We start from the raw sequence: 24204 nt of genomic DNA on the forward strand, positions 1-24204 counted from the left end.
GGCCGCCTCCTATTGCTGGTCCCAGGGCGCGGGCGCCCGGACCTGTTTCCAGATGGGGTTGTTGATCGACAGGTCGATCTGGCGCACCAGAGCGACCATGCCGTCATAGGCGGCGTAGCCGTGATGACGTTCCTGGTTGATGTCGATCCAGGGGGTTCGCGCCTTCAGCGCGATGAATTGGGACCGTCCGCCCGACAGCATCATGTCGGCGCGGCCCTCGGCGAACATTTTGTACATCTCGCGGGGTGGGATCGCATCGGCCAGCTTTTCCTCATCGCCGCCGAGGCGGGCCAGAGCCTTTTCACGGTCCGAGGCGGTGGCCTTGCGCACGGAGGAGCCGACCACCTCCATTCCCACTTCCTGAAGCGCCTGGATTACCGACCAGCTTTTGACGCCGCCGGTATAGAGCAGCACCCGCTTGCCTTTAAGGCGGGCTTTGAACGGCTCGATCCGCGCCCAGGCCAGAGCTTCCTGTTCGGCGATCAGAGCCTCGGTTCGCTCGGTCAGGGTGGGATCGACACCGCGCTCGACCAGCAGGCCGGCGATGGCGCGCAGGGCGTCCGAGGTGTCGGAGATGCCATAGAACGATCCCTCGAAATAAGGGATGCCGTATTTTTCCTTCATCTTACGCGCCAGGGTTACCAGCGCCTGACTACAGAGCACCATGTTGACACGGGCAGTGTGACAGGCGGCGACATCGGCGAAGCGGGCATCGCCGGTGATCGAGGCGCGCAGCCGGATACCCAGCCGCGCCAGCAGCGGGCGGAACTGGTCCAACTCGCCACAGACGTTGTATTCGCCCAGGATATTGATATCGGTGGGGCCGACATCGTTCGGTTCGACCGTGCCGATGACGTGCTCGAACAAAGCCTCGCCCGCCAGCCGGTTGCCCAGGTTCTTCGAGCCGACGAAGCCCGGCGCGTTGACGGGGATCACCGGAACGCCCAGTCGTTCCGTCGCGGCCTTGCACACCGCCTCGACATCGTCGCCGATCAGAGCGCCGACGCAAGTCTGATAGACGAACACCGCAGGAGGAGAATGGCGGGCAATCGCCTTGCGGATCGCCTTGTAAAGCTTCTTCTCGCCACCGTGGATGATGTCGAGATTGTTCATGTCCGTCGTGAAACCCAGCCGGTACAGCGTCGGGCCGCTGCTCCAGGCATTGCGGCTATCCCACGAATTTCCCTCGCAGGCGATTGGGCCGTGGACCAGATGAACGACGTCGGTGATCGGCTGTAACGCGATCTTGGCCCCGTCGAAGGCGCAGCCACCGGCGGCGGCTCCCGGCACCAGTTTCTTGCCGCATCCCTTTTTGCGCTCGCCCGCCGACTTCGCCGTGTTGACGGCGCAACCCGGCTCGGTCATCAGCTCCTGGATCTTTCGCTTGAGCATCTGGGCAGGCCTCCCGTTGCGGTACGGGATCTACCGATGCAAGCCCCGCGCCAAGTGCGGAATTTGCGGAAATGCTGGGGATTTTGTGTTGTCGGCGCAACAATGTCGCGTCTGCGACAGGCAATTGTCGGAAAATGAGGCACGCAAAAGACGGAGATTACTGTCGCCGAGATGCCTTTTGCGAGGAGGGGAAATAGCGATCGACGGCGCGGGCAATCGCCTTGGCCAGTCGGGTGCGATACGCCGGTTGGCGCAGTTGCTTTTCCTCGTAATCGTTCGACAGATAGCCGGTTTCGACCAGGACCGAGGGCAGATCGGGGGCCTTCAGCACGGCAAAGCCGGCGAAGCGGTGGGTGTTGTCGAGCAGGTCGAATTCCTGCCCGACCTCATCGACCATTTCCGAAGCGAACCCAGCCGAGCGGTTCATCGTTTCGCGCTGGGCGAGATCGATCAGGATACCGGCCACGTCGGCCGTTTCGTGGCTGAGATCAACTCCGGCGATCAGGTCGGCCTTGTTTTCCTTTTCCGCCAGAGACTGCGCTTCGTTATCCGAGGCATTTTGCGACAGGGTATAGATCGACAGGCCGCGGATCGACGGGTTTTGTACCGCATCGGCATGCAGGGAAATGAACAAATCCGCGCCGTATTGCCGCGCGATCGCCACGCGGTCACGCAGACGGATGAAAACGTCGCGATCGCGGGTCAGGTGAACGCGATAGCGTCCGCTTTTCTCCAACGCGGTCTTCAATTCGCGCGCCATTGCCAGCGTGATGTGCTTTTCGTAGATGCCGGAAACGCCGATGGCACCGGGATCGACGCCGCCATGACCGGGATCGATCACAATGATCGGCAGCCCGCTATTGCGAGGGCGGGAAACGGCATCCTCGCCGGTGGAGGGCGTCATCGCAGCGGACTGAATTTCGGGACGTTGTGCTTCGGCCTTGGCGGGTTCGGCCCGAATCGGTTCCGGCGGCGGTGTCGGCCGCTCTGGCGGCGGTGGCATCGGTACCGACAGGACATTGCCGCCCCGAGCCGGTCGTTCGGCCGGTGCCGCGGCGGGTGTCGCGGGGGCCGGTGGGGGCGGGGGAATCGCGGCGATTACCTTGCGTTCCTCTACCGGCGGAGGTGCTGGAGGCGCGGGTGGGGCTGGGGCGACCGCTTCGGGCGGCGCGGCGTTGGGGCTGGTCAGCACGATTCGGCCCGGACTGCGCTGTACCACTGGCGCGGCGGTCTCGATTGGCGCGGGCGGCGGTTCGGCGGTCGTAGGTCTGGGTGGCGGCGGCGCTGGGCGCGGCGGCGCGGCGGCGATGACGGATTTGGCGGCGGCGGGCGCTGCGACCGGTGGCTTCTGTGCCGGTGGCTTCTGCGATGGGGCGGTGGTGCTTTCGTCGAGATCGACCACCAGTCGCCAGCCCAGACCGTCGCGTGGCGCGATCAGAAAACTGTTCTTCAGTGTCGCGGGCCTGCGCAGGTCAAGGACGATGCGGCTGTCACCGGCATGGACGCTGTTGACCACGCCGACCGCATGGCTGAGGACCGGCGGCCCCTGCCAGTCCAGGCCCGGCACCTCGATCACAACTCGGTGAGGATCGGTCAGGGTGACAACCTTGAACTGCACCCGCTCGGACAGGTCGGAGACGAACCGGGTCACGCTCTCGCTCTGTTGGCCCAGCCGTGCCCCGGAAGCCGTGGCGGCCAAGGCGGCGTGCGACCAAACAAATGCGTCAAGCGGCGGCAGAAACGCCGCCGCCAGAGCCAGCATCGGCAGTGTGGCAATATGTCGTCGAACCATGCCGACCCGTCAATGGCCGCTAAAACAGGGAAACCGCGTTCAGCTATACCGCAGACATCGACTCAAGCTCAATTCAAAAGTCTTTGATTTGGAAGGCACTTCGCCTTAGCGGGGATGCAAGGCCGAGCGTGGACCAATAAGATCGTTGTCGAAAGCGGCCACTACCGCTATTTTGAAGCGTCATCAGCACGCAATGTCCGTTCGTCCGCTCGCGGGCGGTATGGCGTAGCGCCTTTTCGCGGCAGACGCGACCCCGGCGAGACGCTCTTCATTCGGCCTGCGTTGCCGTTTTCGAATTCGAAGCCGGGCGTGACGCCCGAGATCAGGTTGCCGCCGACCATGTCGCTCATCCCACATCCCCAGATCGTGGACACTGTCGCAGGCCTTGCCGGCAATACGACCGATCGCGCGCCCATGCGGCGCCCCGGCTTCGCCGGATCAGACAGCAGCTTGCTCGCACGCCATGCGTCGCGAGCGGCGCCACGGAGTTATGGATTTAATGGTCAAACGTATGTTGATCGATGCCACGCATCCGGAGGAGACCCGGGTCGTCGTGGTGAATGGGACGCGTCTCGACGAGCTTGATGTCGAAACCTCCACCAAACGACAACTGAAGGGGAATATCTACCTCGCCAAGGTCGTTCGTGTCGAACCGTCGCTTCAGGCGGCTTTTGTCGAATATGGCGGCAATCGCCATGGTTTCCTGGCTTTCAGCGAAATCCACCCGGATTATTTCCAGATCCCGGTTGCCGACCGACAGGCTCTGATCGCGGCCCAGCGCGCCGAGGTGATGCGCGAATCTGCCGCCGATCGTGACGAGGCCCCCCTGGGCGACACTCCCGAGGCTGCCGAGGGCGCCGAGGGGAGCGAAGCGTCCGAGAGTGCGGCAATCGAATCCGGTGATGGGGCGGTGACCGATGGTGCCGTGACCGACGCCGCCGAATCCGAACGCCAGCACGCCGTCGAGACCGTCGGCGGCGACGACGACGCCGAGTCCGAGCGCCGTCGTGCCAAGCTGCTGCGCAATTACAAGATCCAGGAAGTTATCAAGCGCCGCCAGATCATGCTGGTGCAGGTGGTGAAAGAAGAGCGCGGCAATAAAGGCGCTGCTCTGACGACCTATCTGTCGCTGGCCGGACGCTATTGCGTCCTGATGCCCAATACCGCGCGTGGCGGCGGGGTCTCGCGTAAGATCGTCAGCGCCACTGACCGGCGTCGGCTGAAGGCGATCGCCAACGAGATCGATGTTCCCGATGGCATGGCGGTGATTATTCGTACCGCCGGGTCCGAGCGGTCTAAGACCGAAATCCGCCGCGATTACGAATATCTAATCCGCATGTGGGAAAGCGTTCGGGAATTGACCCTAAGCTCGACCGCGCCAGCCCTGGTCTATGAAGAAGCCAGCCTGATCAAGCGTTCGATCCGCGATCTTTACTCCCGCGATATCGACGAAGTCCTGGTTGACGGCGATGAAGGTTATCGCCTCGCCAAGGATTACATGCGGATGCTGACTCCCAGCCATGCCAAGAAGGTCCAGCCCTATAAGGACCCGATCATGCCGCTGTTCCACCGTTATCAGGTGGAAACTCAGCTCGACGCGATGCACAGCCCTGTGGTCCAGCTGAAGTCGGGCGGCTATATCGTCATTTCGCAGACCGAAGCTCTGGTCGCGATCGACGTCAATTCCGGCCGCGCTACCCGCGAGCGCCATATCGAGGAAACCGCGGTGAAGACCAATCTGGAGGCCGCCGACGAGGTGGCGCGCCAGTTGCGTCTGCGCGATCTCGCCGGTTTGATTGTCATCGACTTCATCGACATGGAAGAAGGCCGCAACAATCATGCGGTCGAGCGCCGGGTCAAGGAAGCGCTGAAGAATGACCGCGCCCGTATCCAGGTCGGCAAGATCAGCGCCTTCGGCCTGCTCGAACTGTCGCGCCAGCGCCTGCGTCCGTCCTTACAGGAAACCACCTTTACGCCCTGCCGCCATTGCGGTGGTACGGGTCTGGTGCGCTCGGTCGAATCCGCTGCTGTCCATGTGCTGCGCGCCATTGAGGAAGAGGGCATTCGTCGCCGCTCGTCCGAGGTGACGATGTATGTGCCGACCCCGATCGCCCTGTATATCCTTAACCAGAAACGTGACGCGCTGGCCTTGATCGAAGCGCGGTACGAGTTCTCGGTGTTGCTGTCCGGCGACGATACGCTGATCCCGCCCGCCTTCCGGATGGATCGAGTCAAAGCCGAATTCCGTCCGGACGAACCGGCGCGCTCTGTTGTTTCAATGGACGACAACATGGCCGCCCGCATCTCGGCTGAGGAAGCCGAAGAGGTCGTCGAAGCCGATATCGATGACGTCGAAGAGGACGAGGAAGAGGACGAGATCGAGATCGAGAAGGATGCCGTCGCCGGTTCGGGCGGTGAGGCCCGTACCGAGGACGGCGATACCGATGCCAATGGCGCCAAGCGCCGTCGTCGCCGTCGTCGCAATAAGCGCAAGCCTGGTGATGCGCCGCAGGATGGAGCCGCTGAGGCCGCTCCCACCGTGACCGCCGTTGCTGTTGCCGATGACGAACTCGGCGAGGATGACGCTGAGGGTGAGGCCGAAGCCGAAGGCGACGAGGCCGAGGGAGACGAGGAATCCAACCGTCTCGATGCGGGCGACGGCGACCAGCCGCGTAAGCGTCGTCGTGGCCGTCGTGGTGGCCGTCGTCGGCGTCGGCGCGAGGACATGGGGCCGGAGGGCGTCGAGGGTGAGGCGAGCGAGGATTCGGCCGCCGCTGCCGAAGACGCCGCTCCCCGTCTTGCCGCCGAGGTTGCGCCTCCTGTTGCCGTGATCGAGATTCCGGTCGAGATCGTGACCTCCGCGGCTCCGATTGCCGTCGAGAGCGTTGTCGAGCCTGTGGTGGAATCTGCTGCCGAGCCGGTTTTGTCTGAGCCGGTCGCTGTCGCTCCGGCCGATCCTGCTCCCGTCGTCGAAGAACCGGCGGCTGAGGTGGAAAAGCCCAAGCGTCGCCGTGCGCCGCGTAAGAAAGCGGCGACCGAAGCCGAAGCGGGGGCTGCTCCCGTTGCCGAGGGTGAGGTTCCGGCGGCTGAGGCGGAAAAGCCCAAGCGTCGCCGTGCTCCGCGTAAAAAGGCGGTGGCCGAGGCCGAAGTGGCGTCCGCCCCGCTCTTCGAGCTGGCCCCCGTTGCGGACGTCGTTGTCGCTCCGGCTCCTGCGCCTGAAGCGGCTCCGGTTCCGGCTCCTGTGGTCGAGGTGACTCCGGCTCCGGTTCCTGCGCCCCAGGCGGCTCCCGCTCCTGTGGTCGAGGAGGTTGCCGCACCGCTGCCGGTTAATCCGCCCCGTCGCGGTTGGTGGAACCGTCTGGTTCCCTGATCTGAGATCGCGTCCCCTCCGTTGCCGAGATGGCAGCGGAGGGGACCGCTTTATTACCGAACCGCGCCCTAACTGCCGTTCGTCACGGTGACGTGATCGACCACCCATTTGACACCTTCGATGTCGCGGATCAGGTCGGCGGCATTTTCGGCTTCGGCGCGGCTGGGGGCGGACCCCAGCAGATAGGCGACACCATGCACCATCCGCAGGGTGAAACTGCCGGTCAGGTTTGGGTGGGTCGAGAGTTGAGCCAGGATGTCCGCTTCGCGCTTGGTATCGGGTGCAAAGCTGTTCAGGGCTGCTTTTTCGGCCAATTGCAATTCGTCGTGGACTTCGACGATTCCCGGAACGGCGCGGGCCGTTTGTTCGGCGCGGTGGCGTTGTTCGGGACGAATCACGGCCCCGGTCAGAAGAGCGGTGCCGTTCCAGACTAATACCGACACGCCTTGAAACGAGTCTCGGTCAGTTTCGGCCAGCTTCGTTCGTACCATGCTTGCCATGGTTTCGTCGCCAGGGCGCACCACGATTCCCAGACCGGACGCCGGGGTCGAGACCCCTGGCCCGGCAGCATCTCCGAATGGTGCGCACCCGACCGGAAGGATCAGGGCCAGAGCCAGAACAATCTCAACCGGACCGCGTTGCCACATCGTCCCCACTATTCCCTTCGTCCAGAGCAGCCTCGGTCTCGGCATCAAGGCGACGGCCGTGGCGATAACGCCGATACAGCCAGACCCCCAATACCCCCGAAGCAATAAACAATATCACGCTGCTGCCGATGCGGAAGACCGGATCGACCTGGATGCCGCTGCCCAACAGGACAAAGACCAGGGTCTGAGGCAGATAGCCCAATGCCGACCCCAGGAAGAACGGCACCGCTCGCACGCCCGAAACGCCGCCGGCAAGGTTGGCCAGCAGGTTGCTGCCAACTGGCAGCAGTCGCAGCAGGAGCGACATTGAGAAGGTATTGCCGGCGAGAAAGGCATCGAGCCGGGCGATTCGTTCGGGAAAGCGGGTAACGACGAGCGAGCGGCCGAGGAAGCGGGCGTAATAGAATGCACCGATACAGCCCAGCACCGAGGCTAGGCTGGACCACAGAACCCCCTCGGCAAAGCCGAAGGCGTAGCCTCCCAGGAAGCAGACAGCCTGACGCGGGAGGCCGATTCCGGCAAACAACGCCCCAACCACGACGAACAGGGCGTCGCCGCTGAGACCTTTGCCGCGAATTTGTGAATCAATCCAACTGGTATCGAGAGCGTCGCGAAAACCGAATCCCTCGATCAGGAATCCTACTGCGACCAAAGTGGCGATCAGCACCAGTCCACGCAGAAGAACCCGGAGACGAAATCCGGGCGGAAGTGGAGAAATCACTCGGGCTTCTCGACCACCGGAACCTGCGAGCGACGGATCAACCACATCACCCCGAGCAGGTCGACGATCCCGACCCACAGCCGGTCCCATACCCCGTATTTGGAGACACCACGCTCACGCGGGCGGTGGTTAACCCGCACCGTCTCGATCGTGCCGCCGGTTCGCATCACCAGCGCCGCCATGAAACGGTGCATGTGATCGAAGAAGGGGAGTTCGATAAACAACTCGCGCGGCAGCAGTTTGATACCGCTACCGGAATCCGGCACGCCATCGCCGAGCAGGGCGGCGCGGACCTTGTTGGCGACGGTCGAGGACAAGCGGCGTACCGGATCGTCGCGGCGGTCGGCCCGCCATCCGGTAATCATTAACCGGGGCCGAATCTGTTCGGGAGCGGCCCGCCAGCGGTCAAGCATCGCGGGCAGATCAGCCGGATCGTTTTGGCCGTCGCCGTCCAGGGTCGCGATCAGCGGGGCTTGGGCGGCACGAACGCCGGTGGCTACCGCCCGGCTTTGTCCGCAGGCGGTTTTGTGCCGCAGCACCACCAGCCGGGAGTAAAGCGCGCGGGCCTGGGTCAGGACTTCGGGGGTGGCGTCGGTCGATCCGTCATCGACATAGATGACCTCGAACGCAATTCGGGTCTTGAGGGCAACGTGGATTTCCCGCAACAAGGGCAGGATGTTGTCGGCCTCGTTGCGGACCGGCACCACAACAGAGAGTTCTGGTGCCAGCACGTTCGTCACGACAGCCCCACCTTGCCCATTTCAAGGAACTTTTCACGCCGCCGCGCCCGCAGAACGCCGCCTTCGATGCCGGACAGATCGCCCAGCGCCTTTTCAAGAGCGTTGCCCAGGGTTTGGACGATCATCGGCACGTCGCGATGCGCGCCGCCCAGCGGCTCCGGCACCTCGGCATCGATCACGCCAAGCTTCAGAAGATCCTGAGCGGTCAGGCGCAATTGCTCGGCGGCGTCCTTGGCGTTTTCGCCCGATCGCCACAGGATCGAGGCACAGCCTTCCGGGCTGATGACCGAATAGACCGAATGCTCCAGCATCAGCACGGTGTTGGCGGTCGCCAGTGCGATCGCGCCGCCCGATCCGCCTTCACCGATGATGGTCGAGACGAACGGCACCCGCAGATTAAGACCGGCATCGATTGATCGGGCGATCGCTTCGGCCTGACCGCGTGCTTCGGCATCGACGCCCGGATAGGCACCGGCGGTATCGACCAACGTGACCACCGGAATCTGGAAGTGGTCGGCCAGTTCCATCAGGCGACGGGCCTTGCGGTATCCCTCGGGCTTCGCCATGCCGAAATTGTGGCGGATACGTCCGTCGGTATCGTGGCCTTTTTCATGGCCGATCACGACGACCGAGCGACCGCGGAAGCGTCCTAACCCGCCGACAATAGCCTGATCCTCGGCGAACAATCTGTCGCCAGCCAGAGGCGTGAAGTCCTCGATCAGGGCTTGAATGTAGGCAAGGGCGTGCGGACGCTGTGGGTGGCGAGCCACCTGCGTCTTCTGCCAGGGCGTGAGCTTGGCGTAGGTCGTCCGCAGCAGCTTATCGACCTTTGCCTGGAGCTTGCTTACCTCCTCGGCGATGTTGACTTCACCGCTGTCGGAGAGGTGTCGCAGCTCCTCAATTTTGCCCTCGAGCTCGGCGACGGGCTTTTCGAATTCGAGAATATGCATGAAACGATGTCATACAAGCACCCGCGCTCGGGAGCAAGTGGCGTTGTTGCGAACAGAATTATTCGGCAGTGCACCATGAAGCGACGCTCTCCCGACGTCCTTGGGTCTTGGCGCGCGCCGCCTTCCATGGCAACGACGGAAGATCAGATTGGACCAAGCTTTAATCGGCGGAGTTCGATCTTGGGGCAGCGGTCCATCACCACGGTCAGCCCTGCCTTCTCCGCCCGGATCGCCGCGTTGTCGTCACGCACGCCAAGCTGCATCCACAGCACTCGGGCGCCGATGGCGATGGCCTGATCCGCGATTGCCCCCGCCGCCTCGGAGCGGCGAAAGACATCAACCATGTCAACCTCCCCTGGAATCGAGACGAGATCGGGATAGACCGGGATGGGGCCGAGCGCGCCTGTGGGCAAAGCGGGATTGACGGCGACGATGCGATAGCCCTGGCATTCGAGGAATGCCATCACCTCGTGACTGGGGCGGTTGGGATCGGCCGAGGCCCCCACCACCGCGATGGTGCGGACCGAACGCAGAATCGACCGGAGGGTTTCGTCGGAATAGATCAGTGGGGGCGGTTCGCTCATCGTCAATTATCGTCTGTCGGAAGGGTAAAGGTGAAGGTACTTCCTTCGCCCGGAATCGACTCGATCCAGATCTGACCGCCATGATGTTCGACGATCTTGCGGCAGACGGCCAGCCCAATGCCGGTTCCCTCGAATTGCTCACGGGTGTGAAGACGTTGGAAAATACGGAAGATTCTGTCGAAATATTCCGGTTCGATCCCGATGCCATTATCGGCGATCGAGACTTTCCACATCTCGTTTTCAATCTGTCCCGTTACGTGGATCTGCGGCGAGCGGTCGGGGTTGCGGTATTTTAGCGCGTTACCGATCAGGTTCTGGAACAAGCGGGTCAATTGGACGGGATCGCCGCTGATCTGAGCCTCGGCCAGGATGGGATCGATTTCGATCTCCGCGCCGCTTTCCTCGATCCCGACCGCCAGATTGCGGATCGCTTGGTCGGCCGCGTTTTTGATCTGCATGCGCTCCTGCGGCGCTCCCGCGCGCCCAATTCGTGAGAAATCGAGCAGATCGAGAATCAATCTGTCCATCCGCTGCGCCCCTTCCTTGGCGAAGGCGATGAACTGCCCCCCCTCCGCATCGAGATTGGGGGTATAGCGCCGCTCCAGCAGGCCAAGGAATCCCGACACCATTCGAAGCGGTTCGCGCAGATCATGACTGGCGACATAGGCGAATTGTTCCAGATCGGCGTTGGAGCGGGCCAGATCGCGAGTCCGCTCCTCCAACGCCTGCATAATCGCTTTCTCGTCCGTGATGTCCTCGACGATGGTGTAGATCGAATCGGGGCCGCCATCGGCCTTGATCCGCACGCCACGCAATCGTACCGCCACTGTTTGCCCATCGGGCCGATGCATCACCGTTTCAAACGGGCCATAGGTTCCGGTTGAGTCCAGATGTTCACGCCGTCTTCCTTCCTCGCCGGGGCCGGGCTGTGGCACGATTCCAGGCAGAATCGTTCCGATCAGTTCGGTCCGGCTCATTCCGCTCGTGTTGAGCAGGGCGACGTTGACGTCAAGAATATTGCCGTCGGGATCGGTTCGGCATTTGCCCAGCGGCGACAGGTCGAACATCGCTTGCAAAATCGCTTCGAACCTGCGGATTTCGGTCAGATCGGTACTGGTCCCCGACATCCGCAGCGCCCGGCCCGAGAAATCGCGGAGGATATAGCCGCGCATCAGGGTCGGCAGATAATGGCCCTTGGCGTGGCGCAGCCGGATCTCGATCTGCACGGTGGTTTGATCCGAGGTGAGAGACCGTGCCAGATCGGCTTCGACGCGGGGCAGGTCGTCCGGGTGGGTTCTGCTCCGCCATAAGCTGGGAGGTCCTCTCGTGCCCTGGGGGGCGTGGCCCAGCATTTCCCACCAGCGCGGCGAGACGTATATCTCGTCCAGCAACAGGTTCCAGTCCCACCAGCCGTCATTGGCCCCCCGCAGCACCATGTCCAGCCGCTCGGCATGGGAACGGATCTCGGTGTGGGCCGCTTCCAGCGAGGTGATCGCCGCCTCGCGTTCCGCCCAATTCCGCCGCACCGCCAGGGTCAGCAACAGCGACAAGACCGCGAATGCCGTAGAAACCAGCCCGATCCGCGTTCCTTCGGCCCTCCAGGGTTTCAGGTATGTCTCGTCGGCGACTCCGACGCTGAAGAACAGAGGCTGTCCCGGTACCTTGCGGATAAAAGAGGTACGAGATAGCCCGTCCAGCCGCGATATGGCGCGCAGTGGCGCGGCTTCGGTTTCTGCTTCGATCAGGGCGCGGATCTCGTCCGAGACGGCGGAACTGATCGCCGCCCCCTCCATCGCCGCGACCGCTGGATGACGGGCGATGAATTCCATTTGTCGGTTCACGAGCGAGATGTGCATGCCAGGATCGGGGTGGATGGCGGCAAACATCTCGGATAGATAGGCGGCAGGCAGTACCGCCATCGCAACGCCCCCAAATCCACCGTCAGGCAGGTTGATCCGGTGGCCGATCAGCAATAGGCGTTGCTGATTGCTCTCGTCGCTCACCGGGCGCGAGACCACCAATCCGGCTTTCGGTTCGTCGCGCAAGCGGGCGAAGAATGCCATTTTATTAACCGACAGGCTCAGGGAGCCATTCGTGCCGAACGAGGACAGGACGACCCTTCCCTCGGCATCGAGAAGGTTGATTTCCGTCAGTCCCGGAATTCGTGCTCTGTGGCGGTCGAGAAACGCGATCAATGTCGCTGGGTCGCCTGTCGTGGCCAATTCCCCGCCCCGGATCGCTTCATCGGCGATCGTCTGGAGTTCGAGGTCGATGCGCTGTAAGTAGTGGCTGAACTTATCGACGAGAATTCCGGATACCATCCGTGTCGATGCCTGTACCGTCTGGCGGCGGCCCCTGAGGTCGAGATCGATCGTCACGACCGCTAGCCCGACGACAATCAAATTTACCAGGATCACGGCAGCGATCAGCCAGCGGGGACGTCGCAGGTGAAGAGACATCGCAGGCGGGAGCAAGTTTGGATCGCCCCTATTCAACCGAGAATAACCGATTAGAGCGAGAATATTCCTACCCTGATGTGCATGCAAGGGTGGCTTTCAGCGCCTTTGGCACGGCGGTGCGGCGCAATTTTGTCTTCCAGGCCGTCGTCGGTTCGCGGTATTGATTCGGGCTTGCAGTATGACCGGAGGACGACGTGGGATCGGGTCGAACGATACTGGACGAGGCAAACGGGTTGGTCTGGCTGAAGCCCAGCGGATCACCGGTTTCCTGTGTGGAAAAGATAAAAGTCCTCAACGAGAATTATGCCGAGCTTAAGGCGCTGGCGCATGACGCGCTTGAAGATGCTCTGCTCATGGGATGCAGCACCGATCAATTCCGCCAAATTCTTCACGATATGGTTGACGGCTTGACGAGTTCGATCACGGAAATCCCGGAGTAGGAAGCGGTCTGGTCTTACCCCTTGCCGCTGTTTTCAAGCAGTGCGGCGCGGGCGTCTGCCAGTTCGTGCCCCATCGATCGCATCGTCGCAAGCATCGACAGGATCAGGGTTGATAGTCCTTCGGGGGCTTGGTCCATCATCGCCCGGATCGCCTGCTTCGGCAGGATCAGACAGACAACATCGTCGTCGGCCACGGCTCCCGCCATGCGCGGGGACTCGTCCATCATCGACAACTCGCCGAACACTTGGAACGGGCGAACCATGCCGATGGTGACCCGTCGTCCGGCGACGGTCTTGAATATCCGCACGGTACCCTGGTGAAGAAGATAGGCTTCGTTGCCGGCTTCACCCTCGCGGAAGATTATCGTTCCCCGTGGAAAGCTCCGCCGTTCAGCTCCGCCGCTATTTCCCGTCATAATTCACCACCATCTCCGGCCCAGTCGTTGTCTGTATCGACCATAACACGGCCTCGGATTGGCCGAACCTGCGATTCGGCCTTGACGGCTGGCCCTGACCACCGTAAAAACGCGGCTTCCTCCGGCACAGCCTGATCGATTACGGTCGGGCGTGGGCCGGCGCCCGTATTCTAGCGAGGATTTTCGACATGGCACGTCGCTGCGCCATCACCGGCAAGGGCGTTCTGACCGGCAACAACGTCAGCCACGCCAACAACAAGTCCCGGCGGCGGTTCCTGCCCAATCTCCAGGAAGTGTCGCTCTTGTCCGACGCCCTGAACCAGACTGTTCGTCTGCGTCTGTGCACCAACGGTCTGAAGACCGTCGAGCATAACGGCGGTATCGACTCCTATCTGCTGTCGGTGACCGATTCCAAGTTGCCCGAGGCCGCGCGTCGCCTGAAGCGTCGCATTCAGCGCGCCCTGGCCAGCAAGCCGGTTGCCGCCTAACCGGATTTCGTATCCGCGAAGGTTTTAAAGAGGGCCCGCTTAGGCGGGCCCTTTTTTCGCGTGTCTGAACGCAGAGAAGAACCGGCCTCTGGCTACCACCAGAGGCCGGTTCTGTTTGAATGGACGGAATCGCTTAGGCTCGCAATTCCATCTGAATCGGCCCTTTTTCGCGGCCGTGGATGAATTGATCGACAAAGGGATTGCCCGAGGTCTCGATACCCTGAGCCGGGCCGACCCAGATCAATTGCCCCTTATAGAGCATGGCGATACGGTCGGCGATCTTGCGGGCGCTGGCCATGTCGTGGGTAATCGACAGCGCGGTCGCTCCCATGTCCTTGACGCATTTGACGATCAGGCTGTTGATGACATCGGCCATGATCGGGTCCAGCCCGGTGGTTGGTTCGTCGAAAAAGATAATTTCGGGGCTGGTGGCGATAGCGCGGGCGAGGGCGACGCGCTTCTGCATGCCGCCCGACAGTTCTGACGGGAACAGCGTGCCCGATGCTGCCGACAGCCCGACCTGGGCCAGTTTTTCAAAGGCGATATCGCGGGCCTTGGCGCGGGCCATCCGCTGGCCCTGAATCAGGCCGAACGCAACATTTTCCCACACCTTAAGTGAGTCGAACAGAGCGCCGCCCTGGAACAGCATTCCGAACTTGCGCATCACCTGTTCACGCTCGCGGGCGGGAATGCCGACGACTTCCTCGCCGTCGATCCGAATCGAGCCGCGCTCGGGCCGCAGCAGCCCAAGGATGCATTTCAGCATCACCGACTTTCCGGTGCCGGACCCGCCGATCACCACCACGGATTCACCTCGGGCGATCGACAAATCGATGCCGTCCAGTACGACCTTGGGGCCGAACGATTTGTGGACGTCTTTCAGAACGATCTTGGGCGGAACAGCGGTCACTGGTAACGCCTCACTTGCCAAAGAACAGGGCGGTGATCAGGTAATTGAACACCAAGATCATGATGGCCGCCGACACGACGGCGTTGGTGGTGGCGGTGCCGACGCCCTGGGCTCCACCTCTGGAGTAATAGCCGTTGTAACAGCCGAGCAGGGTTATCATGAACCCGAACACGGCCGCCTTGGTCAGGCCGGATATCACGTCGAGCGGTTCAAGATATTCCCAGGTGCGCGAGATATAGGTGGCCGAGTTGAACCCCAACTTATAGACGCCGACGATGTAGCCGCCGAAGACACCGATAATGTCGGCGATCAGCACCAGCAGCGGCATCATCAGGGTGCCGGCCAGCAAGCGCGGAGCCACTAGATATTTGAATGGATCGGTCGAAAGGGTGGTCAGGGCGTCGATCTGCTCGGTCACCCGCATCGTGCCGATTTCGGCCGCCATCGAGGCGCCGATTCGTCCCGCCACCATCAGCCCGGCCAAAACCGGAGCCAGCTCGCGGGTTACCGACAGCACCACCACCGTTGCCACCGCGCCTTCGGCCGAGAAGCGGGCGAAGCCGGAATAGCTTTGCAGCGCCAGCACCATGCCGGTGAAAATCGCGGTCAACCCCACCACGGGGAGCGAGTAATACCCGATCTCCACCATCTGGCGCAGCAGCAGGCGCGGATAAAAGGGTGGCCGGACCGTATGCGACACCGCAAGGGCGGTGAACGCGGAAACCCGGCCGATCTGGGACAGAAACGCGATGAAGACACGGCCGATGGCGGCAAGCACGTTGGTCACGTCTGCGCCTCCTCGGCACCGGTTAACCAGCGGCGATGATGGCGTCGTCCCAATGCGGTAAGAATTTCGTAGCCGATGGTGCCAGCATCGGCGGCGGCGTCATCGACGGTGAAGTCGGGATCGATCAGGTCGATCAGCGCGCCAGGGTGCGCCTGTGAGGGCGGCACGGCACTGACGTCGAAGCAGGCTAAATCCATCGACACCCGTCCGACCAGCGGCACTTTCACCCCTCCGATCATGCCATGACCGCGATTGCCCAGCGAGCGGAACCAGCCATCAGCATATCCAACCGCCACGGTTGCGATCCGTCCCGGTCCAGTGACGCGATAGGTGGCACCATAGCCAACGCTCCGGGGGCTGTCAACGTCACGAACCTGAAGGATTTTTCCTTGTAGACGAACGACTTGGGCCATCGGATTGGGGCGGTCGGGGGTTGGGTTGATGCCATAGAGCGCGGCACCCGGCCGGACGAGATCGAAATGATAGTTCCGTCCCAGGAAGCACCCGCTTGACGCCGAGAGGCTGAGTGGCATCGCGGGCAGTCGGGCTGCCAGCCGAGTGAACAGCATATGCTGTTCCTCATTCATCGGGTTGTTGCGTTCGTCGGCGCAGGCCAGATGCGACAGCGCCAGAATCGGGCGGACACCAGCGAGAACGCTGGGGCGGGCGGCCAGCCGGTCCAGTTCGGCTTCGTCCAATCCCAGCCGGTTCATCCCGGTGTCGATATGGATCGCCGCTGCCGGAGCGCCGCTACCTGCTTTGGCAAAATTCGCCCAAGCGGTGATTTGCCCCAGGCTGTTCAGCACCGGCACCAGACTGTGAGCGGCGAACTCGGCCTCGGTGCCGGGGAATGGCCCGTTCAGCACCAGAATCACCGCGGCGGGAACAACCGAACGCAGGGCGATACCCTCGTCCAACGTGGCGACGACAAAGGTTTTGCAGCCTGCGGCGGCGAGTGCCGGGGCGATATGCTCGGCCCCCAGGCCATAGGAATCGGCCTTGACCACGGCGGCAGCCTCGGCCGGTGTCACGCCCTGGGAAATCAACCGCCAATTGGCGACGATCGCCGCGACGTCGATGGTCAACAGACTTCCGGCGTGGGAAGGATCGGTCATGGCTTCCCTCTCAAAAACCCGGCTCTTCGTAATGGCCGGCGGTGGCGAGATTACCGAACTTGGTGAATTCGCCGCGGAACGACAGTCTCACCGTACCCACGGGGCCGTGACGTTGCTTGGCGACGATCACTTCGGCGGTGTTCCACACCTCCTCGCATCGCTGCTGCCAGCGGGCGTGGCGATCGTTGAACTTGTCTTCCGCCTCGTCGGGGCGACGGCCGGGCTCGGCACGTTCAAGGTAATATTGTTCTCGGAAAACGAACATGACAACGTCGGCGTCCTGCTCGATCGAGCCGGATTCTCGCAAATCGGACAATTGCGGTCGCTTGTCTTCACGCGATTCGACGGCGCGGGACAACTGCGACAGGGCGATCACCGGCACCGACAATTCTTTGGCCAGAGCTTTCAGACCGCGGGTGATCTCGGATACTTCCTGTACCCGGCTATCGGAAGTCGCGCTCGATCCGCGCAGCAATTGCAGGTAATCGATCACGATCAGCCCCAGCCCATGCTGGCGCTTCAATCGTCGAGCGCGGGTCCGCACCGCCGAGATCGACAGTGCCGGGGTGTCGTCGATGAACAGCGGCAGCTTGTGCAGGTTCTGGGCGGCGATCACCAGACGTTCGAATTCGTCATTGGTAAGCTCGCCTTGCCGGATCTTGTGGCTGGCGATTTCGGCTTGTTCCGCCAGAATACGGGTGGCGAGCTGTTCGGCCGACATTTCCAGCGAGAAGAAGGCGGTGACGGCACCATCGACCCCCTTCTTGCGGCCCAACGCGTCGATTTCCTCGCGATAGGCATAGGCTGCGTTGAAAGCAATGTTGGTGGCCAAGGCGGTCTTACCCATCGACGGGCGTCCGGCCAGGATCAAAAGGTCGGATTCGTGCAGTCCGCCCAATTTCGAATCGATATCGACCAGCCCGGTCGGAACCCCCGACAATTTCCCCTGGCGCTTGTGGGCGGCCTCGGCGGCGGCGACGGCACCGATCAGGATGGTGTTGAAAGATTCGAATCCGCCTTCTGTCTGGCCGGTAGTGGCAAGGTCGTATAGCTTGGCTTCGGCGGCACCGATCTGATCGTTGGCGGAACTGTCCAGATCGGCGGCGAACGCGCCGTTGACCATATCCTCGCCCAGTCCGATCAACTCGCGGCGTAGATGCAGGTCGAACACCAGCTTGCCGTAATCCTCGGCATTGATAACCGAGACGACCGCATTGGCCAATTGCGCCAGATACGAGATGCCGCCAATTTCGGCCAGCCCCCCGTCGTTTTCGAAATAGGTCTTAAGTGTAACCGGGTTGGCCATTTGGCCGCGCTCGATCAACTTACCGCAGGTACCGAAAATTCGCCCGTGCACCGGGTCGGCGAAATGCTCGGGGCGCAGAAACTCCGACACACGCTCATAGGCGCGGTTCGACAGCAGAATTGCGCCCAACAGAGCCTGCTCCGCCTCGAAATTGTGCGGCGGAACCCGTATTGCCGCCGATTCGGCCGGGACGGGAGGCGGTTTAGGGAGTTGGGAGGACATGGTCAGCCGACTCTAGCCCGGATTTTCCGGCCTGTCACCCCACTGGACGGGGCGGGGGGCTTTTGCCTATAGTCCCACCGCAAAGTAAGATGGATCGAGGACGAGGATGGCGACCTTCGGCACGCTGATGTTCACCTGGGTCAAAGGCAAGCTGGTTGGGATGGACCCCGATGGTAACCGCTATTATACCGAGCGGTCGCAATCGCGTCCCCGTCAGCGCCGTTGGGTGATCTATAAAGGAAAATCCGAGGCGTCGCGCGTGCCGGCGGAATGGCACGCCTGGTTGCATCATACCTCCCCAGCTCCGCTGAATGCGGTCGGGCGTAAGCCGTGGCAGAAATCGCACCAGCCCAACCTCACTGGTTCGGCTCAGGCCTATCTGCCGCCGGGGCACGATCTGGCCGGTGGTCGGCGTGACCGCGCGACGGGCGATTACGAACCCTGGGTGCCCGATTCCTCTAAATGAGGGTAAGGGGGGCGGGGTGTTGGGGATTTTGTAGAAGGGAGGGGGGATGGTCAGCCGCTCTGATCGCGATGCCGTCATCGGCGGCGGTGTCCTGATTATCGGGGCGCTGTCGATGATGCTGGTCTTTTTCGTGGGCGATCAAGCCAGGAAGGACGAGAACAGCTTTTCTGTCACCGCCCGGTTCAATCGCGCTGACGGGATCGTCGTGGGCAGCCCGGTTCGGCTGTCCGGGGCTCCCATCGGCTTTGTCGCGGCCCAGGCTTTGGACGACAAGTACCGGGCACTGCTGACTCTCAACTTGCGGGGCGGTGTTCACCTTCCTGCCGACAGCACCGCGCTGATCCATACCGATGGATTGTTGGGCGCGAAATATATCGAGTTGCGGCCCGGCGGCGACGATGCGTTGCTGAAGCCCGGCCAGGAAATCGAATATACCCAGGACGCGGTGGTGATCGAGGATCTGCTCGATATGATCATTCAGCAGGCGCGGGCCAAGCGCGGCTATCTCGACAAACCGCTGCCGACGACGAGCAACTGAAACGGGTGACCCATGGGACGGACTGTTATCGAAACCATCATGGGAGCGGTGGTGCTTGCCGTGGCGGGGGTCTTTATGGCCTTTGCCTGGTCGCACGCCAGTTTCAGCAAGGTCGAGGGGTATGAGGTCAGTGCGACCTTCACCAGCGTCGGCGGTCTCGACGCCGGGGCCGACGTCAAGATCAACGGGATCAAGGTCGGTACCGTTCTGAACCAGACGCTTGATCCGCAGACGTTCGACGCGGTGGTGAAGATGTCGATCGCCCACGGTATCCGCTTGCCCGACGATACCGTCGCCAGCATTTCCAGCGAGGGATTGCTGGGTGGAAAGTTTGTGAAGCTGACTCCCGGCCAATCGTCGGTGACGATCGCCACGGGGGGCCGGTTGGGACCGACCCGCAGCTTCAAATCAATCGAGGAAATGGTTGGTCAGCTGATCTTCCTTGCGACGTCTGAGAACCAGCCGCCTGCCGCTGCTTCAGTACCGGCGGCACCCGCTCAACCTCCTGCCGAGGTTCCCGCTCCGCCGCCGCCGCCGGCTCCGGCTTCAGCGCCTTAACGACGGGGCTTCCGTCTCCTCTCTCCCCGAAGGAAAGAGGAGACATCTCGCGGAGGCCGGTTCGGGACCGTTTCCATGAAGCGGTTGCTTAAAGCAGCGATGAACCCGGCATTGCCAGGGCAGGAATGACCATGCCAAAATTGCCCTGCCGGTTCCTTTTTTCCTCCTCCGTTTGGGTGGGGGAACTGGTGGCGGTGGCCTGCTCCTGAGCGGCCAGGACGGTCGAAGCGGCCTTGGCGACCTTGGTATCCTGTGTCGCGCTATTTTTATCGTTTGATGCGGCCTGCTTCGACGAACTGCCGCTGTCATTGGCGGCCAGGGCCGAGGCAAGGCGCTTCTCAACCTCTTCTTTGATCCGTGCCTCGAGAATCTGCTGGATCGTGGCGGTCATCTTGCCGAGGTCCTCTTCGGTAAGTCCCATCTCCGACATGATTTTTTTGCGAAGCTCTTCTTTTAGCTTCTCCATTTGGGTGTCGCGAACCCAGGCGGTGAAGCCTTTTGCGCGGATTTGGGCCATCTCGTCGTCGGCGGCCTGCTCTCTTGCCGCGGCGCGTTTGGCCGCTTCCACTGCGGCACTAAACTTACCGTCGGACACCGTCAGGCTCGGCATGGGCGCGCCTGACGTCATTAGGGCTGTGCTTGCCCCTTGCGTTGTCTGCGATGTTGAATCGATCATTGTCTTGCCCCCAAGGGAATGCCCAATGTCGCGAAAATTGCAAAACACGGGCCAAAACAGAGGGAACGCCAGCGTATGAACCGATCCGTCTTCGCCCTGATCGCTTTGGCTCTGGCCGTCGCCGTTCCGGCGATGGCGGCCGAGATCGTGCCGCAGTCGCGGGAGCAGATTCGTTTAAGCTTTGCTCCGGTGGCGCGGCAGGTTGCTCCGGCGGTTGTCAATATCTACACCCGCAGAGTTGTCCGCGCTTCGGCCTCGCCGATATTTTCCGATCCGTTCTTCCGTCGCTTCTTCGGCGATGTCCACGGCCTGCCCCAGGATCGGGTACAGCGTTCGCTGGGGTCCGGCGTGCTGATCGGTGCCGATGGGACGGTGGTGACCAACCATCACGTCATTAAGGACGCCGACGAGGTGACGGTGGTTCTGTCCGACCGCCGCGAGTTCGAAGCTCGCATCGTTGGGAGCGACGAACACACCGATCTTGCCGTGCTGAAAATCTCCGCGAAGGGGGAAACCTTCCCCACCTTGCCGCTGGGCGATTCCGATCAGCTTGAAGTCGGCGATCTGGTGCTGGCAATCGGCAATCCGTTCGGAGTGGGGCAGACCGTGACGCAGGGCATCGTGTCGGCCCTGGCCCGCACCAATGTCGGCGTTTCGGATTTCCGCTCTTTCATCCAGACCGATGCCTCGATCAATCCGGGCAATTCCGGCGGGGCTTTGGTTGATATGAACGGCCGTCTGATCGGTATCAATTCGGCGATTTATTCTCGCGATGGCGGCTCGAATGGGATCGGCTTTGCCATTCCCACCGCTTTGGTCCGTACCGTTGTCGCCGGTCTGTCCAAGGGCGGCAAAGTGGTACGGCCCTGGTTGGGGGCGGCGACGCAAGCTGTCACCGCCGATCTGGCCCAGGCGTTGGGCTTGCCCCGTCCGGTCGGAGTCTTGGTTAGCAGCGTCAGCAGGGATTCCCCCGCCGCCCGCGCCGGTCTGCGTGATGGCGATGTCATTACCGGAGTCAATGGCCGCGAGGTTGATGATCCCGAGGGGCTGCGCTTCCGTCTTGCCACGCTTGATCTGGGCGGCGAGGCTCGGTTGTCGGTGTTGCGGAGCGGGGGAGAGCGGAGCTTTGCCGTCCGGCTGGTCGCTCCGCCCGAAGATCCGCCGCGCGACCGCAGTGAAATTTCTGGACGCAACCCATTCTCGGGTGCGGTTCTGGTCAATATCAATCCGGCCCTGGCTGACGAGATCGGTCTCGAATCGACCTTGACCGGGGTGATGGTGTTGGAGATCCGCCCCGGTTCGGTGGCGCATCGTTTGGGACTTCAGCCCGGCGACCGCATATTGCGGATCAACGACCGTCCGGTCGTCAGTGTTGCCGACGCTCGCCGCCTCCTGTCTGGAGAACTTGCACGCTGGACTCTTACCATCAACCGCAACGGCCAGACCCTGACTCAGGTGATCGAAGGATGATGAGGCTCGCCGCCCGGCGACTGAGGGGCAGCATGCAATGACCTCATCTCCCTCTCTGTTCGACAGCGGCAATGACCGCCCCCTGGCCGAGCGATTGCGCCCTTCCGCGCTGGATCAGGTGGTGGGGCAGGAGCATCTGCTGGCGACCGACGCGCCGCTGGGGCGAATGTTGGCGGCTGGGCGGATGGCCTCGGTGATTTTGTGGGGGCCGCCCGGCTGTGGCAAGACCACCATCGCTCGATTGCTAGCCGAACGGGTCGGGCTGGAGTTCGAACCTCTGTCTGCGGTGTTTTCCGGGGTCGCCGACCTGCGCAAGGTGTTCGAGGCGGCGCGAAAGCGGCGCGAGGCCGGGCGCGGCACCTTGCTGTTCGTCGATGAAATCCATCGCTTCAATCGAGCACAGCAAGACGGGTTCCTTCCCTATGTCGAAGATGGAACGGTGGTTCTGGTTGGTGCCACCACCGAAAATCCGTCATTCGAACTGAACGGGGCGTTGTTGTCGCGGATGCAGGTGTTGGTCTTGCACCGGCTGGACGAAGCGGCGTTGGAAGGGTTGCTGGTTCGGGCCGAAACTGTGTTGGGTTACGGGCTGCCACTCGATCCTGACGCTCGTGCCGCGCTGAAGGCGACCGCCGACGGGGATGGCCGTTTCCTGCTTAATCTTGTCGAAGACCTAGCGGTTTTGCCTCCCGAACCACACCTTGATCCCGCCGCGCTGGCCCGGACGATCAGCCGTCGCGCTCCCGCCTACGACAAGGATCGCGAAGGGCACTACAATCTGATCAGCGCGTTGCACAAAAGTTTGCGTGGATCGGACACGGACGCGGCGCTGTACTGGATGGCGCGGATGCTGGCGGGGGGCGAAGATCCTCTGTTCCTTGCGCGCCGCTTGACCCGGTTCGCGGTCGAGGATATCGGGCTGGCCGATCCCCAGGCGGTCGTTCAGGCACTGGCGGCCTGGGATGTTTACGAACGGTTGGGTAGTCCCGAGGGCGAACTGGCGCTGGCTCAATTGGTGATCTATCTCGGCACCGCGCCGAAATCGAATGCCGCCTACATGGCCTATAAGAGTGCGGTGAAGGCAGCGGGTGAGACCGGATCGCTGATGCCGCCGCCTCATATCCTCAATGCCCCGACCCGGTTGATGAAGGATCTCGGCTATGGGCGCGGCTACCAATACGACCACGACACCGCCGAGGGCTTTTCCGGCCAGAATTACTTCCCCGAGGGGATGGCGCGGCAGCGGTTCTATCGTCCGGTAGAGCGCGGTTTTGAGCGCGAGATCGTCAAGCGACTGGCCTATTGGGACCGGTTGCGCCAGCGTAACGGAGGGGGCGGGGAATGAAGGTCACGCTGAATGCGGATCTGGGCGAGGGCTTTGGCCCCTGGATGATGGGGGACGACGAGGCATTACTACCATTCATTGGCTCGGCCAGCTTGGCCTGCGGCTTCCACGCCGGTGATCCGGGGACGATGCTGCGGGTGACGAAACTGGCGCTTGCTGCCGGGGTCAGCGTCGGTGCGCATCCTGGCTTCGACGATCTGCGCGGTTTCGGTCGGCGGCGAATCGAGATCGATCCCGCCGAAATCCCGGCGATGCTGGCATATCAGGTCGGCGCGTTGAGTGCAGTTTGCGCCTTGGCCCGTCACCGCGTCACCCACGTCAAGCCACATGGGGCGCTGTATACGATGGCCTGTACCGATCCCGCCCTGGCCGGGGCGTTGGCGGGAACAATCGCCGGGCTTAATCGCGCTTTGATCCTGATCGCGCCCGCCGGTTCGGCACTGGCGGCGGCGGCGGGCCGATATGGAGTGCGGTTGGCGGCTGAGGCGTTTTGCGACCGGACGTATGAATCCGATGGCAGCCTGACTTCACGCAGTGTCGCGGGGGCGGTGATTCACGACCCGGCCGAGGCCGCCGCCCGCGCGGTGGCGATGGTGCGGGATCAGGCGGTGATTTCGCGCCAGGGCCGCATCCTGCCGACTCGGATCGACACCCTGTGTCTTCACGGCGATTCGCCTGCCGCGCCAGATATCGCCCGTGCTGTCGCTGCTGCGCTGGATACTGCCGGGATCAGCCGGGTCTCGCTGCCAGAGTTGTATATGGGGTAGAGTTGACTCAGGCCAATCGGCGGCACAAACGGTGCAAGGCGAGGC

Annotated in this window: 24 protein-coding genes; 9 read left to right on the forward strand and 15 right to left on the reverse strand. The window is 62.5% G+C overall.

What is annotated here, in order from left to right; all coding sequences use genetic code 11:
• Nucleotides 1-9: 9 nt before the first annotated feature.
• The 3 genes from nifE to PHAMO_RS03595 all read right to left on the reverse strand — a co-directional run bounded on the left by nifE (nt 10) and on the right by PHAMO_RS03595 (nt 3534).
• Nucleotides 10-1392 (reverse strand): nitrogenase iron-molybdenum cofactor biosynthesis protein NifE, encoded by a 1383-nt coding sequence (gene nifE, locus PHAMO_RS03585; protein ID WP_002726540.1) that lies wholly within the window; start codon nt 1390-1392, stop codon nt 10-12.
• A 157-nt stretch (nt 1393-1549) separates the two neighbouring features.
• The gene (locus tag PHAMO_RS03590) at nt 1550-3184 is read right to left on the reverse strand and encodes an N-acetylmuramoyl-L-alanine amidase (protein ID WP_002726542.1); all 1635 of its coding nucleotides are present in this window, start codon (nt 3182-3184) and stop codon (nt 1550-1552) included.
• A gap of 167 nt (nt 3185-3351) precedes the next feature.
• Nucleotides 3352-3534, reverse strand: coding sequence for a hypothetical protein (locus tag PHAMO_RS03595; RefSeq protein WP_040566148.1), 183 nt, complete (start codon nt 3532-3534; stop codon nt 3352-3354).
• Nucleotides 3535-3683: 149 nt separating this feature from the next.
• Between PHAMO_RS03595 and PHAMO_RS03600 the strand changes: the two genes are divergently transcribed.
• Nucleotides 3684-6554, forward strand: a complete 2871-nt coding sequence (locus PHAMO_RS03600) for an Rne/Rng family ribonuclease (RefSeq protein WP_002726544.1) — start codon at nt 3684-3686, stop codon at nt 6552-6554.
• Between the two features lie 68 nt (nt 6555-6622).
• Here PHAMO_RS03600 and PHAMO_RS03605 read toward each other — a convergent pair whose 3' ends face one another.
• From PHAMO_RS03605 to PHAMO_RS18305, 6 genes are all read right to left on the reverse strand, one after another.
• The gene (locus tag PHAMO_RS03605; protein ID WP_002726546.1) at nt 6623-7201 is read right to left on the reverse strand and encodes a BON domain-containing protein; all 579 of its coding nucleotides are present in this window, start codon (nt 7199-7201) and stop codon (nt 6623-6625) included.
• Complete coding sequence (locus tag PHAMO_RS03610; protein ID WP_002726548.1) at nt 7179-7922, reverse strand: TVP38/TMEM64 family protein; 744 nt, start codon at nt 7920-7922, stop codon at nt 7179-7181. Before PHAMO_RS03610 ends, PHAMO_RS03605 begins: the two co-directional genes overlap by 23 nt.
• Nucleotides 7919-8662, reverse strand: coding sequence for a glycosyltransferase family 2 protein (locus PHAMO_RS03615; RefSeq protein ID WP_002726550.1), 744 nt, complete (start codon nt 8660-8662; stop codon nt 7919-7921). The genes PHAMO_RS03610 and PHAMO_RS03615 overlap by 4 nt, the downstream gene beginning before the upstream one ends.
• Nucleotides 8659-9612: an acetyl-CoA carboxylase carboxyltransferase subunit alpha gene (locus tag PHAMO_RS03620; protein ID WP_002726551.1), complete on the reverse strand. Its 954-nt coding sequence runs from the start codon at nt 9610-9612 to the stop codon at nt 8659-8661. Before PHAMO_RS03620 ends, PHAMO_RS03615 begins: the two co-directional genes overlap by 4 nt.
• Before the next feature lie 143 nt (nt 9613-9755).
• The gene (locus tag PHAMO_RS03625; protein WP_002726552.1) at nt 9756-10196 is read right to left on the reverse strand and encodes a CoA-binding protein; all 441 of its coding nucleotides are present in this window, start codon (nt 10194-10196) and stop codon (nt 9756-9758) included.
• 2 nt (nt 10197-10198) lie between these two features.
• Nucleotides 10199-12655 carry an ATP-binding protein gene (locus tag PHAMO_RS18305; protein WP_002726553.1) on the reverse strand — a complete coding sequence of 819 codons (2457 nt, stop codon included), beginning with the start codon at nt 12653-12655 and terminating at the stop codon, nt 10199-10201.
• Nucleotides 12656-12888: 233 nt separating this feature from the next.
• Between PHAMO_RS18305 and PHAMO_RS03635 the strand changes: the two genes are divergently transcribed.
• Nucleotides 12889-13095: a hypothetical protein gene (locus PHAMO_RS03635; protein ID WP_235720784.1), complete on the forward strand. Its 207-nt coding sequence runs from the start codon at nt 12889-12891 to the stop codon at nt 13093-13095.
• A 14-nt stretch (nt 13096-13109) separates the two neighbouring features.
• Here the strand turns inward: PHAMO_RS03635 and PHAMO_RS03640 are convergent, their stop codons facing one another.
• Nucleotides 13110-13511, reverse strand: a complete 402-nt coding sequence (locus PHAMO_RS03640; RefSeq protein WP_002726555.1) for a Crp/Fnr family transcriptional regulator — start codon at nt 13509-13511, stop codon at nt 13110-13112.
• Nucleotides 13512-13699: 188 nt separating this feature from the next.
• On the opposite strand from PHAMO_RS03640, the gene rpmB reads away from it, so the two are divergent.
• Nucleotides 13700-13999 carry a 50S ribosomal protein L28 gene (gene rpmB, locus PHAMO_RS03645; RefSeq protein ID WP_002726556.1) on the forward strand — a complete coding sequence of 100 codons (300 nt, stop codon included), beginning with the start codon at nt 13700-13702 and terminating at the stop codon, nt 13997-13999.
• Nucleotides 14000-14132: 133 nt separating this feature from the next.
• Here rpmB and PHAMO_RS03650 read toward each other — a convergent pair whose 3' ends face one another.
• The 4 genes from PHAMO_RS03650 to PHAMO_RS03665 are packed head-to-tail and all read right to left on the reverse strand — an operon-like array spanning nt 14133 to nt 18339.
• The gene (locus tag PHAMO_RS03650) at nt 14133-14909 is read right to left on the reverse strand and encodes an ABC transporter ATP-binding protein (protein WP_002726557.1); all 777 of its coding nucleotides are present in this window, start codon (nt 14907-14909) and stop codon (nt 14133-14135) included.
• Between the two features lie 10 nt (nt 14910-14919).
• Nucleotides 14920-15696: an MlaE family ABC transporter permease gene (locus PHAMO_RS03655; protein WP_002726558.1), complete on the reverse strand. Its 777-nt coding sequence runs from the start codon at nt 15694-15696 to the stop codon at nt 14920-14922.
• On the reverse strand, nt 15693-16811 hold the full coding sequence (gene alr / locus PHAMO_RS03660) for an alanine racemase (protein WP_002726560.1): 1119 nt from the start codon (nt 16809-16811) through the stop codon (nt 15693-15695). Before alr ends, PHAMO_RS03655 begins: the two co-directional genes overlap by 4 nt.
• 10 nt (nt 16812-16821) lie before the next feature.
• Nucleotides 16822-18339: a replicative DNA helicase gene (locus tag PHAMO_RS03665; RefSeq protein ID WP_002726561.1), complete on the reverse strand. Its 1518-nt coding sequence runs from the start codon at nt 18337-18339 to the stop codon at nt 16822-16824.
• A gap of 106 nt (nt 18340-18445) precedes the next feature.
• Here PHAMO_RS03665 and PHAMO_RS03670 point away from each other — a divergent pair, with 106 nt between their 5' ends.
• The 3 genes from PHAMO_RS03670 to mlaD are packed head-to-tail and all read left to right on the forward strand — an operon-like array spanning nt 18446 to nt 19901.
• On the forward strand, nt 18446-18805 hold the full coding sequence (locus PHAMO_RS03670; protein WP_002726563.1) for an NADH:ubiquinone oxidoreductase subunit NDUFA12: 360 nt from the start codon (nt 18446-18448) through the stop codon (nt 18803-18805).
• 46 nt (nt 18806-18851) lie between these two features.
• Nucleotides 18852-19343, forward strand: coding sequence for an MlaD family protein (locus tag PHAMO_RS03675; protein WP_002726565.1), 492 nt, complete (start codon nt 18852-18854; stop codon nt 19341-19343).
• Nucleotides 19344-19355: 12 nt separating this feature from the next.
• A complete protein-coding gene (gene mlaD / locus PHAMO_RS03680; protein ID WP_002726567.1) occupies nt 19356-19901 on the forward strand; it encodes an outer membrane lipid asymmetry maintenance protein MlaD in 546 nt (181 codons plus the stop codon).
• Between the two features lie 88 nt (nt 19902-19989).
• On the opposite strand, the gene PHAMO_RS03685 is transcribed toward mlaD, so the two are convergent.
• Nucleotides 19990-20511, reverse strand: coding sequence for a hypothetical protein (locus PHAMO_RS03685; RefSeq protein WP_002726569.1), 522 nt, complete (start codon nt 20509-20511; stop codon nt 19990-19992).
• 141 nt (nt 20512-20652) lie between these two features.
• Between PHAMO_RS03685 and PHAMO_RS03690 the strand changes: the two genes are divergently transcribed.
• Genes PHAMO_RS03690 through PHAMO_RS03700 form a run of 3 tightly spaced genes read left to right on the forward strand, consistent with a single transcriptional unit; the run spans nt 20653 to nt 24159 of the window.
• Nucleotides 20653-22047 (forward strand): DegQ family serine endoprotease, encoded by a 1395-nt coding sequence (locus PHAMO_RS03690; protein WP_002726571.1) that lies wholly within the window; start codon nt 20653-20655, stop codon nt 22045-22047.
• 37 nt (nt 22048-22084) lie between these two features.
• Nucleotides 22085-23392, forward strand: a complete 1308-nt coding sequence (locus tag PHAMO_RS03695; RefSeq protein WP_002726573.1) for a replication-associated recombination protein A — start codon at nt 22085-22087, stop codon at nt 23390-23392.
• Nucleotides 23389-24159 carry a LamB/YcsF family protein gene (locus PHAMO_RS03700; RefSeq protein WP_002726575.1) on the forward strand — a complete coding sequence of 257 codons (771 nt, stop codon included), beginning with the start codon at nt 23389-23391 and terminating at the stop codon, nt 24157-24159. The genes PHAMO_RS03695 and PHAMO_RS03700 overlap by 4 nt, the downstream gene beginning before the upstream one ends.
• Nucleotides 24160-24204 lie beyond the last annotated feature (45 nt).

Source organism: Magnetospirillum molischianum DSM 120, assembly GCF_000294655.1.
GTDB lineage: Bacteria > Pseudomonadota > Alphaproteobacteria > Rhodospirillales > Magnetospirillaceae > Phaeospirillum > Phaeospirillum molischianum.

Bases quoted from the DNA above. Each gene is read 5' to 3' on its own strand.
- nifE (WP_002726540.1), bottom strand. From the start codon at position 1,392: ATGCTCAAGCGAAAGATCCAGGAGCTGATGACCGAGCCGGGTTGCGCC.
- PHAMO_RS03590 (WP_002726542.1), bottom strand. From the start codon at position 3,184: ATGGTTCGACGACATATTGCCACACTGCCGATGCTGGCTCTGGCGGCG.
- PHAMO_RS03595 (WP_040566148.1), bottom strand. From the start codon at position 3,534: ATGAGCGACATGGTCGGCGGCAACCTGATCTCGGGCGTCACGCCCGGC.
- PHAMO_RS03600 (WP_002726544.1), top strand. From the start codon at position 3,684: ATGGTCAAACGTATGTTGATCGATGCCACGCATCCGGAGGAGACCCGG.
- PHAMO_RS03605 (WP_002726546.1), bottom strand. From the start codon at position 7,201: ATGTGGCAACGCGGTCCGGTTGAGATTGTTCTGGCTCTGGCCCTGATC.
- PHAMO_RS03620 (WP_002726551.1), bottom strand. From the start codon at position 9,612: ATGCATATTCTCGAATTCGAAAAGCCCGTCGCCGAGCTCGAGGGCAAA.
- PHAMO_RS03625 (WP_002726552.1), bottom strand. From the start codon at position 10,196: ATGAGCGAACCGCCCCCACTGATCTATTCCGACGAAACCCTCCGGTCG.
- PHAMO_RS18305 (WP_002726553.1), bottom strand. From the start codon at position 12,655: ATGTCTCTTCACCTGCGACGTCCCCGCTGGCTGATCGCTGCCGTGATC.
- PHAMO_RS03640 (WP_002726555.1), bottom strand. From the start codon at position 13,511: ATGACGGGAAATAGCGGCGGAGCTGAACGGCGGAGCTTTCCACGGGGA.
- rpmB (WP_002726556.1), top strand. From the start codon at position 13,700: ATGGCACGTCGCTGCGCCATCACCGGCAAGGGCGTTCTGACCGGCAAC.
- alr (WP_002726560.1), bottom strand. From the start codon at position 16,811: ATGACCGATCCTTCCCACGCCGGAAGTCTGTTGACCATCGACGTCGCG.
- PHAMO_RS03665 (WP_002726561.1), bottom strand. From the start codon at position 18,339: ATGTCCTCCCAACTCCCTAAACCGCCTCCCGTCCCGGCCGAATCGGCG.
- PHAMO_RS03670 (WP_002726563.1), top strand. From the start codon at position 18,446: ATGGCGACCTTCGGCACGCTGATGTTCACCTGGGTCAAAGGCAAGCTG.
- PHAMO_RS03675 (WP_002726565.1), top strand. From the start codon at position 18,852: ATGGTCAGCCGCTCTGATCGCGATGCCGTCATCGGCGGCGGTGTCCTG.
- mlaD (WP_002726567.1), top strand. From the start codon at position 19,356: ATGGGACGGACTGTTATCGAAACCATCATGGGAGCGGTGGTGCTTGCC.
- PHAMO_RS03685 (WP_002726569.1), bottom strand. From the start codon at position 20,511: ATGCCGAGCCTGACGGTGTCCGACGGTAAGTTTAGTGCCGCAGTGGAA.
- PHAMO_RS03690 (WP_002726571.1), top strand. From the start codon at position 20,653: ATGAACCGATCCGTCTTCGCCCTGATCGCTTTGGCTCTGGCCGTCGCC.
- PHAMO_RS03695 (WP_002726573.1), top strand. From the start codon at position 22,085: ATGACCTCATCTCCCTCTCTGTTCGACAGCGGCAATGACCGCCCCCTG.
- PHAMO_RS03700 (WP_002726575.1), top strand. From the start codon at position 23,389: ATGAAGGTCACGCTGAATGCGGATCTGGGCGAGGGCTTTGGCCCCTGG.